Here is a 13,576-nt window from a genome sequence, read left to right as displayed (position 1 = left end):
TAGAGGTAAAAAGGATAATATATAAAAGATGAAAAAAATAGCTATTATTGGCTTAGGTTATGTTGGACTTCCTTTGGCGAGATTATTTGCTACTAAATACCCTGTTCTTGGATTTGATATTAATAAAAAAAGAATAGATGAATTAAATACGGGTTATGATGCTACTCTTGAGGTAGAATCAATAATATTGAAAAGTGTATTGTTAGATGATTTTTCTAATAATAATGGGTTGTTCTGTTCTAATGATCTAGAAAAATTGGCTTCATGTAATATTTTCATCATAACAGTTCCTACTCCGGTTGATAAAAATAACAGGCCGGATTTAACACCTTTGTATAAAGCTAGTGAAACAGTAGGGAAGGTGTTAAAAAAAGGTGATATAGTTATTTATGAGTCAACAGTATATCCAGGTGTTACTGAAGAGGAATGTGTGCCCGTATTAGAAAAAGTGTCGGGATTAAAATTCAATATTGATTTTTATGCAGGCTATTCCCCTGAACGTATAAATCCAGGTGATAAGGAACATACGGTTGAAAAAATACTTAAAGTTACCTCTGGTTCAACACCCAAAATTGGAATAGAAGTAGATAATTTATATAAAAGTGTCATTACAGCCGGAACGCATTTAGCACCAACTATTAAAGTTGCTGAAGCAGCTAAAGTGATTGAAAATTCACAACGTGATATTAATATTGCTTTTGTAAACGAATTAGCAAAAATATTTAATTTAATGAATATTGATACCCATGCCGTTTTGGAAGCAGCAGGTACAAAGTGGAATTTCTTACCTTTTAAGCCAGGTTTAGTAGGTGGGCATTGTATAGGTGTGGATCCCTATTATTTAGCTCAAAAAGCACAAGAATTTGGATATCATCCTGAAATTATTTTGTCAGGACGTCGTTTAAATGACTCGATGGGTGAATATGTAGCTTCACAAGTAGTAAAGCTCATGATTAAAAAGGGAGTTGCCGTAAATGGGGCAAACCTTTTAATGTTGGGAATTACGTTTAAAGAAAATTGCCCAGATGTTAGAAATACTAAAATTGTTGATGTAGTAAGCGCATTAAAAGATTACGGCATTCATATTACTATTTACGACCCATGTGCTAATCCTGATGAGGTTTATCATGAATATAAACTTACAACAAAAGATAATTTACCAAATGAAAAATTTGATGCAATTGTTTTAGGCGTTGCACATAAGGAATTTTTGGATATAGATTTTAAACAATTAATGAATAATAAAGCAATTTTATATGATGTTAAAGGAATACTATCTGCTGAAAATGTTGATGGGAGGCTATAAAATTTATATAAAATAATTAAATTCTAAGTTTAAATTTGTGATTGAAAATAACAAAAGAATAGCTAAAAATTCTGCTTATTTATACATTAGGATGCTTTTTGCACTTGTGGTTAATCTTTATACCTCAAGGGTAGTACTCCAAGTGATGGGAGTTGAAGATTATGGTATCTATAGTATTATTGGTGGGGTAGTGTCTATGTTTGGTTTTTTTAACAGTGCTATGACTAATGCATCTCAAAGATTTTTTTCTTTTGAGCTTGGCAGAAAAGATTTTGATAAATTAAAAAGAACTTTTAGTGCAAGTTTATCTATTCATCTTTTTATCGCATTAATTATTTTGTTTTTTTCGGAAACAATAGGATTATGGTTTGTGAATAATAAATTAAATTTTCCTATTGACAGAGCTGTTGCCGTAAATGTATTGTATCAACTTACAATTGTAACTTTTTTGATTGGCATAGTCCAAGTTCCATACAGATCGAGTTTAATTGCTAATGAAAAATTTAATGTATTTGCAATATTAAGTATACTCGAAATATTCTTTAAATTGTTTGCAGTAATTGGTTTGATATATATATCAGTTGATAAAATTATTGCTTATGGAGTTCTATTGGCTCTGGTGGCTTTAATAATGCTTTTTTTAAATTATTATTATTGTCGTAAGAAATTTAATGAGTGTCAATTTAATTTTTTGTATGATAAAGAACTTTATGGTAATATTTTAGGATATACTTCATGGAGTTTAATTGGTAATTTTGCATCAGTTGCTTATAATGAAGGAGTAAATATCTTATTGAATGTGTTTTTTGGACCAATTGTAAATGCGGCTAGAGGAATTGCTTTTCAGGTTCAAGGAGCTGTTAATTCATTTATATTGAACGCCCAAATGGCTATAAATCCTCAGATTATTAAATCCTATGCTGAGGATAATAAGAAATACATGTTTAGCCTTATTTTGATGTCATCGAAATATAGTTGTTTTTTGTTGCTTATCATTAGTATGCCGATTTTCTTAAATACCGATTATATTTTGCATCTGTGGTTAGGTCAAGTACCAGAATACAGCGCAATTTTTGTTAAGTTAATTCTAATTAATATTATTATAGATGGCATATCGAATCCTTTAATGATTGCAGCTCAAGCAAATGGAGATATTAAAAGATATCAAATAATTGTAGGTTCAACAGTACTATTAAACCTTCCTATTTCATATGTATTATTAAAGTTTGGTTTTCCACCTGAAACAACAATTTACGTAAGCATCATTATTTCAATAATTTCATTGTTTTTACGTTTATTAGAAATTAATCGGATGATTGGGATTTCAATAATTATTTTTGTAAATAAAGTTATTTTTAAAATTATTTATGTACTGTTAATATGCATTTTTTTCGAAATTATATTAGGTCATTTTGTAATTATAAAATCTGCTTTTATTTCAAAATTTATCATGACCTCAAGTACTTATTTTATTATGATAGTGGCCATTTATATTGTAGGATTAGAAAAAACAGAGAGGGAGTTTATTAATAATAAAATAAAGAGTAAATAATTATTAAGATGCAAAAAGTTTTCATCAAAGCATATTTAAAACAGAATCTAGGAGATGATTTATTTATAAAAATGCTTCTAGATCGGTATCCAGAAACTTTGTTTTGTGTTAGTGCGTCGAAACATTATAAAGATGTTATTTTCAAAAAATATTCTAATTTAGATGTTGTAGTACCTAATGAAAGTAATTTATTGGATAAAGCAAAAGGTTTTGTTTTGAGGAAGATGTCTAAGAGTTTATATAAAAAACATCTTAGGAATATAGCCTTAAGGGAGATTAAGTCTGTAAAGTCTGAAGTAGATTTATTTGTTTCAATTGGGGGATCAATATTTATGCAACCGAAATTGTTGCCGGCTTATTATGATATTGAATATTACAATTGTATTAATTCATTTTTTTTAGAGAAACCGAAACTATATCTAGGATGTAATTTTGGACCGTATTCGGATTCTTCTTATAAAGAAAAATATGAAAAAATTTTTTCTAAAGCTTATGACGTTTGTTTTAGAGAAGAAAATTCGTATAAGGAGTTTAAAAATATCGATTCAGTGAGATTCGCGCCAGATATTGTTTTTGGACTAAAGTTTTCAACTGAAGAAAAAATCAAAAAATCAATTGGATTTTCTATTATTCCTCCGTCAAAGCAAACGGATAAAAATCCTATTGTAGATTATGCTAAAGATTATGCAAATCTAATAAATAAGTTTATTCAAGATGATTATAGTATAAAATTGTTTTCTTTTTGTAAACATGAAGGAGACGAAAATATTATAAATGAAATCGAACATTTATTGCAACCAAAAGAAAATAGTATTAAAAAAGTCTTTTATGATGGAAATATTGATTTTTTCTTAAAAGAGTATTCTAGTGTTGAAACTATGTTCTGTGGAAGATTCCATGCGATGATTATAAGTTTAATTTTGAAGCAAAATATAATACCAGTTATTTACAGTAAAAAAATGTTAAATGTTTTGACAGATATAAATTATAAAGGAATATGTGTTGAAATTGACAAAATAAAAGAAGTTGATTACAATAAATTATTTAGTGAACTTTGCCAGGAATCTGTAAACGTTGATGAAGTTAAGATTAATGCTGAAAAGCATTTTAAGAAATTGGATATGTTAATTAAATACGATTGATTTGAAACTAAGTATAATAATTGCACTTTATAATACTGAAAAATATATTGAAAAATGTATCAGAAGTGTCACTAGTCAAAATCTTGGGCAAGAAGACTACGAAATTATTGTTATCAATGACGGTTCTACTGATCGAAGTCAGGAAATAGTTGAGAAATTAATGTTAGAGTTCTCTACTATAAAATTGATTAACAAAGAAAACGGCGGACAAAGTTCAGCTCGTAATTTAGGTTTTAAAAAAGCAAAAGGAGATTATATATTTTGTTTGGATTCTGATGATGCCATAAAGGCTGATTGTTTATCTCTTGTTTTAGAAAAGGCATACATCAATAATTTAGATATGATTAGCTTTTTTTATGAAACTATTTCTGAAGAAGGGTTTGTTTTACCATCAAAAAGAGATAATTACAAAGAAGGACAGGTAATGAGCGGTGCAGCGTTTATGAATGAATTTGTGATTTCGGGAACAATGTGGCGCTATTTTTTCAAGAGAACAATATTTTTTGAGCATAACCTGTCTCTTATAGAAGGCATTTTCCACGAAGATGAGGAATTTATTGTGCAGGCCTTATCTTATTCAAACAGGGTACAGTACTTTAATTATAAGTTTTATATTTACTTGCAAAGAGAAAACTCGACCGTGAACAATAAATCAATCGAACATCGATTAAAGCTTTTGCGAGATATTATCACAGTAGTTGAAAGTTTAAATAAAAGATTGTTAAATCTAGACAAAGAAAAAGATAGTTTACTTTATAATGGAGTTGCTAGAAAAAAGGAACAGTTACTTGTTTCAGTTTGTTTGCGATTAATAAAAGAAAATTATTCAATTGAAGAAATTCAAGGAATTATAKATTTGATGAAAAGTAAATCTTTATATCCTGTTGTAGTAACTCATTCTGCTTTTAAATTCAAAATTATTTCTAAATTTTTGAATATCAAAGAATTTTTGTTTTGTATGTCAAAATTCATATAAAACATGGAAGAATTAGCCTATATTGGTTATTATTATCGGTTTCTACTAGTTTTTTTACTTTTAGTAAATTTTTTTACTTTTTTTACTTACTTAAAAGAGGGAAATAAAAATTATTTTTTTCTTTATCTTTTATCTATTCTGATTATTGTTTTTACGATTCTATATGTTGGAGGAAGATCAGAAGATATTGGGGTTGATACTTCAGCTTATTTATATGCGTATAATATTTTTGCCAGTAAAACTAATTTTGAAGTAAGAAAGGATGTTTTCTATGACTTATTGTCCTATTTTTTTTCAAGATTTTCTAGTTTTAATGGACTTCTAACTTTTTGTGCTTCTTTATATATAGGAGTTGCTACTATTGCATTTTATAACATTTTTAGAAAATATGGTGTTTATGCGTTGACGATCTTTTTGATTTCTCCTAATTTTTTTCAATTTGGAATTAATGTAATGAGAAATGGTTTGGCAGCTTCAATTTTTTTATTTGGATTGTCGTTATATTATTTGAATCCAGAAAAAAAGATTAGATATTATGGAATACTTTTTTTGTCTATTCTATTTCATGCTTCAATGGCGGTTCCTTTTTTAGTTTTCTTCATTACTAAGAATTTTAAGAATACCAGATTTCTTATTGCAGTATGGTTATTAGTAATGGTGATAAGTATTTTAAATGTTCCATTTATCAATGTGTTATTAAAGGCTTTTAGCACGTTTGGAGATTCAAGAGCAGAGAATTATGCTGTTCAAACTGAAGAGGTAAGTACTCTAACACTTTGGGTGAACTTCCTTTTTTTTAAAGCAATACCAGTTTATACCAGCATATATTTTTATCAAATTAGAAAATTTAGAGATCCTTTTTTTGTAAGAATATTAAATATCTATTTAATATTAAGTTCGCTATATGTATTAGCTATAAAATTAGAGTTTGCAATAAGGTTTGCTTATTTATCTGAATTTTTGACTCCTATTTTATTATTATACCCCTTTGTATATGATAAAGAGTTTAAAATGCGCTTTAAATTTTTAAAACTTTCTGTTTTCTTTTTATTAATTTTTTTGATTAAATCAGTTAAAGTTTTCTTTCCTTCTTAAAATAATTCAAATGATTTCAGTAATAATTCCTTTGTACAATAAAGAAAAATACATAGTTGATACTATTAAAAATGTTTTAAATCAAACATTTCAAAGTTTCGAAATTATTGTAGTTGATGATGGTTCTACAGATGAAGGGGTGTATAAAGTTAAACAAATCGAAGATTTTCGGGTGAAAGTAATTTCTAAAGATAATGGAGGGGTTTCATCAGCAAGAAACAAAGGGGTTGAAGAAGCTAAATTTGATTATATAGCATTCTTAGATGCGGATGATGAATGGGAGAATAATCATTTAGAAAATATTTTAAGTTTAATAGATAAATATAACGATGTTGCTGATGTTTTTGTAACTAACTTTTTTGCAAAGTATTCTGACAGTAAAAAGAAAGTTAATCGAATTGATTTAACGACAGGCATTATTGAAAATTATTTTCAAAAAATACTTAATAAACCTGTAATTCATACTTCATCAGTTGCAATTAGAAAAACAGCTTTTTATGAAGTTGGACAGTTTAATGCTGTTTTATCAAGAGGTGAAGATATTGATTTATGGATTCGATTGGCTAAAAAATATAATATTGCTTATAGTGATGTTGCAACTTCAAATTATTTGCAGGATGCTAATAATAATAGTTCAAGTAAGGTTTTTCATCCTTCAAAATCAATAGTCTATTATTTAGATTTTATTTCAAGCATCTCTTATTATGAAAGACAATTTTATAAAAAAATAATCATAAGAAAATTTTTTAGTTATTTAATTAAAGATAAAAATCCTAAGTATGCTTGGTTATTATTAAAAAAATATAAATTTAATTTAATATGAAAGAAAAAATCTATAAAAATGCGCCACATTTTTTTCAGCAATTTTTAATAACCTTGTTTAATTTTAAAGCATATAGAGTTAGGTATGGGGGTAGTTATAAAATGTTTAGGAATCATTTTGCTAAAAACAGAAAATTAACGTTTAATGAGCTTAAAGAAATACAAGCAAAACGATATTCAATTTTTATTAATAATATAATTCTTCAATCTGAGTTTTATAAAAAATTGTACGAAAACATTAGTCAAGTTGACGAGATTAATAATATAAAGAGTTTGCCAATTGTTTCAAAAGAAATACTCAGGGAAAATATTAATAATGTTATTATTAAGACAAATGAAAAATTGGAAGTTTCGAAAACAGGAGGGACAACAGGCAAATCATTAGAAGTTAAGTTTAGTCGGACTAATATGCAGGAGAGATTTGCGATGTTAGATGATTTTCGATTAAGATTTGGTTATGAGTTAGGAAAAAAAACTGCTTGGTTTTCTGGAAAAAATTTATTAACCAATACTGATGTCCAAAAAAACAGATTTTGGAAAACAGATTTATACCATAAGGTAAGGTATTATTCAACTTTTCATATAAAAGACGATTATTTAAAATATTATGTTGAGAACTTAATTGATTTTCAACCTGAGTATATGGTTGGTTTTCCCTCATCGATTTTGGAAATCGCAAAATATGGAATTAAGCATAATTACGATTTTCCTAAGGATACGATTAAGGCTATTTTTCCTACAGCAGAAACGATTACAGCTGATCTTAGGGAAATAATTGAATCTTTTTTTAAAACTAAAATGTATAATCAGTATGCATCATCTGAAGGAGCTCCTTTTATTATAGAATGCGAAAAAGGCAATTTGCATTTAGAATTGCAAAGCGGTGTTTTTGAAGTTCTGGATGATAAAGGTAATGAGGCTGAATCAGGAAGACTTATTATTACGTCATTTACCACGGAAGCAACACCACTTGTTCGTTATGATATTGGTGATTCAGTTGTTTTGGAAGATAAAAATGTAAGATGTAATTGTGGGAATAATAATCCTTTAGTAAAAGAAATTTCAGGAAGAATAGATGATTATGTTTATTCTCCAGAAAACGGCAAAATAAATTTAGGTAATGTTTCGAATACCTTAAAAGATACAAAAGGTATCATAAGATTTCAAGTAATTCAAGATGAGCTTGACATGCTGTTAATTAGTATTGTAATTGATGATAACCTTTATGATTCTATAATTGAATCAAAATTTTTACAGAATTGGAGAGATCGTGTTGGTGACAAAATGATTATAAATCTTCAAAGGGTAGAAGAAATTCCTGTTGAAAAAAGTGGAAAATACAGAATTGTGAAAAATAATATAAAACATTTAATCAAATGAAAATCGTAATACAGCTCATATTATTGTTCTTTGTTATTTCGACAAACTCATGTGGGCAAACTAAAAATAATTTGGTATACAAAAAATTACCAGTAGAATATAAAAGCAGAGCGTACCAATGTTACGACGTTCCGGTTGAAATCAGGAATAAAGCTTTTGAAATTGTTAAAGAATTGCCTCAAGAATATGTAAAAGATGGTTCTGTTGACTACACATCTTATATTCAGAATGCTATTAATAGTAATAATGTTGTTGTTTTTCCAAATTTTCCTGTTCTGGTTACAGGTATTTATCTAAAATCGAATTCAACTGTAATTTTTCAAAAAGAATCAAAATTAATTCTAAAGCCCACAGATAAAGAAAGGTATCAAGTTATAGGGTTACATGGAATTGAAAATGTTAAAGTTTATAATCCTATTATAGAGGGTGATAGGTTGGGCCATTTAGGAACAACCGGTGAATGGGGGTTTGGAATTGATATTAGAGGGTCTAGAAATATAGTAATTTATAATCCAAATGTAAAAAATTGCTGGGGTGATGGCATAGTAGTTAGTAAATCAAAAAAGGGAACTAAGGATTCAGTTAAGCTGCTCAATACTGAGAATGTTGAAATTTATAATGCTTATCTTGATTATAATAGGCGTAATGGCATATCTATTATAGGAGTTAAAGGCTTAAAACTTGTGAATCCCACAATTTTAAATTCTATGGGAACGTTGCCTCAAACTGCCATATGTTTAGAGCCAGATAATAATTTATACGAATTGACGGATATTAGTATAATTAACCCTTTTACATTTAATAATAATGATGGTATTTTAATTGTTTATACTAATTTTTTAGGGAAGATAAACAAAAAATCAAATATCTACATTGAAAATCATGTAGATTATAGTTCTATAATTGCATTTAATGTTGCTGGATTTAAAGAAAAATATTCCTCGGAAACAAAACCTCTGGAAGGTTTGTTGAAAATTAATAAGGCAAAATGGATTAATAACGATTATGGTATTATAAGAAGTAAAACAAATGGATTTTCTCAAAAAATTGAAATGACAAATATTAGCATTATCGACAAGAACAATAATGTTATTTTATTGAAAGACAGTCCACTTTTACAAAAGAACATAAAGGATAAAAGTAATCTTAAATTATTTTAAAAATTAAAAAGGTAATTAATAAACTAGTTAAAAAATTAAAAATAGTTTTCAAATTTAAATTTGCATGAAAACACTTCTAATGGTTGCCAATGTAGATTGGTTTTTTATTTCCCACAGGCTATGTATAGCTCAAGAAGCTGCAAAGCAGGGCTGGAGGGTTTTTGTAGCAGCGGAGGATTCAGGGAGAGGAAAAGAAATTGAAGTTGATGGAATAACTTTTATTGACTTCAGATTTTCGCGATCAGGAACAAATCCTGCAAACGAACTAAAAACCTTATTAGCATTCAGAACACTTTATAGGCAAATTTCGCCAGATGTTGTACATCACATTACTTTAAAGCCAGTTATATACGGATCAGTTATCGCTAAATTATTAAATATTAAAGGTGTTGTAAATGCGATTAGTGGTCTTGGATATAACTTTACAGGAGACAGACAAAGTTCAGTTCAAAAAATAATGCTGAAATTGATGAAGTATGGATTTAACACAAAAAAATTAAGTATTATTTTTCAAAATAAAGATGATGAAGCTGAACTTAGAAGGTTAGGTGTTATTAGTCCAGATAATTTAATTATTAGAATAAAAGGATCAGGAACAGATCTTGAAAAATTCGCACATTCAGAAATGCCTTCTTTTGAGCGAATAAAAATTCTATTGCCTATAAGAATGTTATGGGATAAAGGAGTAAAAGAATTAAAAGAGGCTTCTGATATTCTTAAAGAGAATTATAAAGACAAAGTGCAATTTATTTTATCGGGTCTTGCAGACGAAGAAAATAAAGCAGGGGTATGTGCGTCTTATTTAAATGAATGGCAGAATGGCAAATATGTTATTTGGATTGGATATCAAAAAAACATGGTTGAAGTTTATAATAATTCACATATTGTAGTTTTGCCATCTTACAGAGAAGGAATGCCCAAAACTTTAATAGAAGCCTGCGCAATCGGTAGAGCAATTGTAACAACGGATGCTATAGGATGTCGAGAATGTGTAGATGAAGGAATTAATGGTTTTAAAGTTCCAGTATATTCAATAAATGAACTGGCACTTGCATTGGAAAGATTAATTTTGGATCATGATCTTATAAAAAAGATGGGGCAAAATTCAAGAATAAAAGCAGAAAAAGAATTTGATGTAAATAATGTAATTGCTAAGCATTTGGAGTTGTATAATGATTTGTATTTTAGTTAATTATGAATATTTGTTTAACCGGAGCTTCAGGTTTTGTAGGACAAAATCTATCTCATCATTTATCAAACTTTTCTTTTGAAATAAATTCTATTTCACTAAGAAATTCAGATTGGAAAGATAATTTTAGAGGAGATGCAATTATTCATTTGGCAGGAAAAGCTCATGATACTAAAAATACAAGTGAGGCTTCAGAATATTTTAAAGTAAATACAGATCTAACTAAAGAACTATTCGATGCTTTTTTAGTAAGTGACATTAGAGATTTTATATATTTTAGCAGTGTAAAAGCTGCAGCAGATAATGTTTTGGATGTTTTATATGAAGATATGCCCGCTTCTCCTAAGACTCCATATGGACAATCAAAATTAAAAGCAGAAGAATATATTTTACAGAAAAAAGTTCCAAACGGCAAAAGAGTTTTTATTATCAGACCCTGTATGATTCATGGTCCCGGTAATAAAGGGAATCTCAACTTACTATACCAATTGGTTTCAAAAGGTTTGCCTTGGCCATTGGGCAGCTTTGAGAACCGACGTTCTTTTTTGAGTATCGAAAATCTTTGTTTTGTGATAAAAGAATTACTAGAAAATACTTCTATATCTTCGGGAGTTTATCAAGTGGCTGACGATGAGGCTTTATCAACTAATCAGCTAATGCTGTTGTTGGGGAAAAGTTTAGGAAAGAGAACAAAAATTTGGAAAATCAATGCATCATTTATTAGATTCATTGCTTCCATAGGGGATAAAATTTATCTACCACTTAATTCGGAGCGTCTGCAAAAACTAACAGAGAATTATGTTGTAAGTAATGAAAAGATCGTTAATGCTTTAGGTAAACAGTTGCCTGTTACTGCTAGTGATGGTCTAATGAGAACATTTGAGTCGTTTAAATTATAAAAATATAATATTAAGTTGAATGTCAAAAGAAAATAAATATCCTCGAATATTAAAAGGAGGAATTCATACTGATGATAGAGGACAGATTTTTTTTGTAAATGATATGAAATTTGATACTATCGAACGGTTTTATATCATAAATAATTCAGATGAAAATCCTTTAAGAGCATGGCAAGGTCATAAAATAGACAATAAATATTTTTATTGTATTCAAGGTGTTATAAAAGTGCATTATGTGAAAATAGACGATTGGGAATTTCCTTCAAAAAACTTAAAAGTTGAAAGTGTGGTACTTAGTGCTGCTGAAAGCAATATTTTTCATATTCCTGAGGGCTTCGCCAATGCCATTGAATCGCTAGAAATGGGGTCTAAATTAATTTCATTTTCAACTTTAGCACTTGATCGTACTTCTGAAGATGATGTACGGTTTGAAAGTGATATGTGGGCTCTCGATTGCACCCGAGATGGCATAGCTTAAAGATTTAAAATATTCAAGGTTTAAAAGGTTGAGAATTTAAGGATTTGGAATTTTACTTTTCAACTTTTTCAAGATATAAAATACGGTATGAAAATAGAAGAAACATTTATAAAAGATTTGGTTGTTGTAGAGCCAACTGTTTTTGGAGATGAAAGGGGATTTTTTTTTGAGTCTTATAGTAAAACAAAATTTGAAGGTTTAGGCGTAAATATTGAATTCGTTCAAGATAATCAATCTTTTTCTAAGAAAGGAACTTTAAGAGGCTTACATTATCAGAATCCTCCTTTTGCACAGACTAAATTAGTTCGCGTTTTGGAAGGAGAAATCATTGACGTTGCAGTAGATTTAAGAAAAGATTCTGCTACTTACGGGAAAGCATTTAGCGTTTTATTATCTGCGGAGAATAAAAAACAATTATTGGTTCCACAAGGATTTGCTCATGGATTTTCAGTTATTAGCGAAACGGCATCTGTAATGTACAAATGTGATCAATTTTATAATAAAGCTTCTGAAGGTGGAATTAAATATGATGATCCTTCATTGAACATCGATTGGGGAATGGATTTAAATGAGGCAATAGTTTCTGAAAAAGACCAAGTTCTTCCATTTATTGACGAATGTAATAGTTTATTTTAATGAAGAAGATATTAGTGACCGGTGCCAATGGGCAATTAGGTTCGGAGTTGAATGTTTTGTCAAAAAACTATATTCAATTCGAATGGATTTTTACAGATAGAGAAGAGTTGGATTTGTGTAATTTAGAAAATTTAGTTTCTGAATTATCTGTGATTAATCCGCAATATATAATTAATTGTGCGGCGCATACCGCTGTGGACCGAGCCGAAACTGAGTTTGAATTATCTGATTTACTCAATAATCAATCGGTTGCGGTTATGGCAAAATGGAGTGAGAATAACAATTGCAAATTGATTCACATTTCTACAGATTATGTTTTTGATGGCAAAGTTGCAACAGCCTTAACAGAATCGGCTCCAACAGGACCGATCAACGTGTATGGAGAAACTAAATTATCAGGTGAACTATCCTGTCAACTTGAAAATCCATCTGCTATTATCATCAGGACTTCCTGGGTGTATTCTAGTTTTGGTGCCAATTTTGTAAAAACGATGTCTCGTTTGATGCAAGAAAGAAACAGTTTGAATGTTGTCAATGATCAAATAGGAAGTCCAACCTATGCTGCCGATTTGGCTCAAGCCATAATGGTTATTATTACCCACAATCATTGGCAGGCTGGAATTTATCATTTTTCGAATGAAGGAGAAATCAGTTGGTACGAATTTGCTTTGGCAATTCAAGAAATAGGTGGTTTTAATTGCGCAATTAGCGGAATACCATCTTCAGCTTATCCTACACCAGCAAAACGTCCTCAGTATTCTTTATTGGATAAAACCAAAATAGAAAAAACTTTTGGTGTTGTAGTTCCAGATTATAAAGAGAGTTTGGTTAGATGTATGGAGTTGCTACGCTAGATATAATTTAATTAATTATAAAAAAAATAGAAATTGATAATTAGTTTTGAGTGTTCAAAAAGGTTTGTTCTCAATTCTCATATTTAA

General features: G+C 28.9%; 13 protein-coding genes. All 13 read left to right on the top strand.

Annotated elements, in window-relative coordinates; genetic code table 11:
- Positions 1 to 28: 28 nt before the first annotated feature.
- The 13 genes from AC1DY0_RS08115 to rfbD all read left to right on the top strand — a co-directional run bounded on the left by AC1DY0_RS08115 (position 29) and on the right by rfbD (position 13,489).
- Complete coding sequence (locus tag AC1DY0_RS08115; protein ID WP_477188126.1) at positions 29 to 1,306, top strand: nucleotide sugar dehydrogenase; 1,278 nt, start codon at positions 29 to 31, stop codon at positions 1,304 to 1,306.
- Between the two features lie 37 nt (positions 1,307 to 1,343).
- Positions 1,344 to 2,858 (top strand): lipopolysaccharide biosynthesis protein, encoded by a 1,515-nt coding sequence (locus AC1DY0_RS08110; RefSeq protein ID WP_477188125.1) that lies wholly within the window; start codon positions 1,344 to 1,346, stop codon positions 2,856 to 2,858.
- Positions 2,859 to 2,866: 8 nt separating this feature from the next.
- Positions 2,867 to 4,000 carry a polysaccharide pyruvyl transferase family protein gene (locus AC1DY0_RS08105; protein WP_477188124.1) on the top strand — a complete coding sequence of 378 codons (1,134 nt, stop codon included), beginning with the start codon at positions 2,867 to 2,869 and terminating at the stop codon, positions 3,998 to 4,000.
- 1 nt (position 4,001) lies between these two features.
- The gene (locus tag AC1DY0_RS08100) at positions 4,002 to 4,976 is read left to right on the top strand and encodes a glycosyltransferase (protein WP_477188123.1); all 975 of its coding nucleotides are present in this window, start codon (positions 4,002 to 4,004) and stop codon (positions 4,974 to 4,976) included.
- A gap of 3 nt (positions 4,977 to 4,979) precedes the next feature.
- A complete protein-coding gene (locus AC1DY0_RS08095) occupies positions 4,980 to 6,071 on the top strand; it encodes an EpsG family protein (RefSeq protein ID WP_477188122.1) in 1,092 nt (363 codons plus the stop codon).
- Positions 6,072 to 6,081: 10 nt separating this feature from the next.
- Complete coding sequence (locus AC1DY0_RS08090) at positions 6,082 to 6,894, top strand: glycosyltransferase family 2 protein (protein WP_477188121.1); 813 nt, start codon at positions 6,082 to 6,084, stop codon at positions 6,892 to 6,894.
- Positions 6,891 to 8,273, top strand: a complete 1,383-nt coding sequence (locus AC1DY0_RS08085) for a phenylacetate--CoA ligase family protein (protein ID WP_477188120.1) — start codon at positions 6,891 to 6,893, stop codon at positions 8,271 to 8,273. Before AC1DY0_RS08090 ends, AC1DY0_RS08085 begins: the two co-directional genes overlap by 4 nt.
- The gene (locus tag AC1DY0_RS08080) at positions 8,270 to 9,433 is read left to right on the top strand and encodes a glycoside hydrolase family protein (RefSeq protein ID WP_477188119.1); all 1,164 of its coding nucleotides are present in this window, start codon (positions 8,270 to 8,272) and stop codon (positions 9,431 to 9,433) included. Before AC1DY0_RS08085 ends, AC1DY0_RS08080 begins: the two co-directional genes overlap by 4 nt.
- A gap of 64 nt (positions 9,434 to 9,497) precedes the next feature.
- Positions 9,498 to 10,625, top strand: a complete 1,128-nt coding sequence (locus AC1DY0_RS08075; RefSeq protein ID WP_477188118.1) for a glycosyltransferase family 4 protein — start codon at positions 9,498 to 9,500, stop codon at positions 10,623 to 10,625.
- Between the two features lie 2 nt (positions 10,626 to 10,627).
- Complete coding sequence (locus tag AC1DY0_RS08070; protein ID WP_477188117.1) at positions 10,628 to 11,521, top strand: NAD-dependent epimerase/dehydratase family protein; 894 nt, start codon at positions 10,628 to 10,630, stop codon at positions 11,519 to 11,521.
- Between the two features lie 19 nt (positions 11,522 to 11,540).
- Positions 11,541 to 11,999, top strand: coding sequence for a cupin domain-containing protein (locus AC1DY0_RS08065; RefSeq protein ID WP_477188116.1), 459 nt, complete (start codon positions 11,541 to 11,543; stop codon positions 11,997 to 11,999).
- Between the two features lie 87 nt (positions 12,000 to 12,086).
- Complete coding sequence (gene rfbC / locus AC1DY0_RS08060; RefSeq protein ID WP_477188115.1) at positions 12,087 to 12,635, top strand: dTDP-4-dehydrorhamnose 3,5-epimerase; 549 nt, start codon at positions 12,087 to 12,089, stop codon at positions 12,633 to 12,635.
- On the top strand, positions 12,635 to 13,489 hold the full coding sequence (rfbD, locus tag AC1DY0_RS08055) for a dTDP-4-dehydrorhamnose reductase (protein ID WP_477188114.1): 855 nt from the start codon (positions 12,635 to 12,637) through the stop codon (positions 13,487 to 13,489). Before rfbC ends, rfbD begins: the two co-directional genes overlap by 1 nt.
- Positions 13,490 to 13,576 lie beyond the last annotated feature (87 nt).

The organism is Flavobacterium sp. P1_E4 (genome assembly GCF_056405915.1).
The sequence above is the reverse complement of the archived record's forward strand: the minus strand, read 5'-3'. Positions and strand labels throughout refer to the sequence as shown.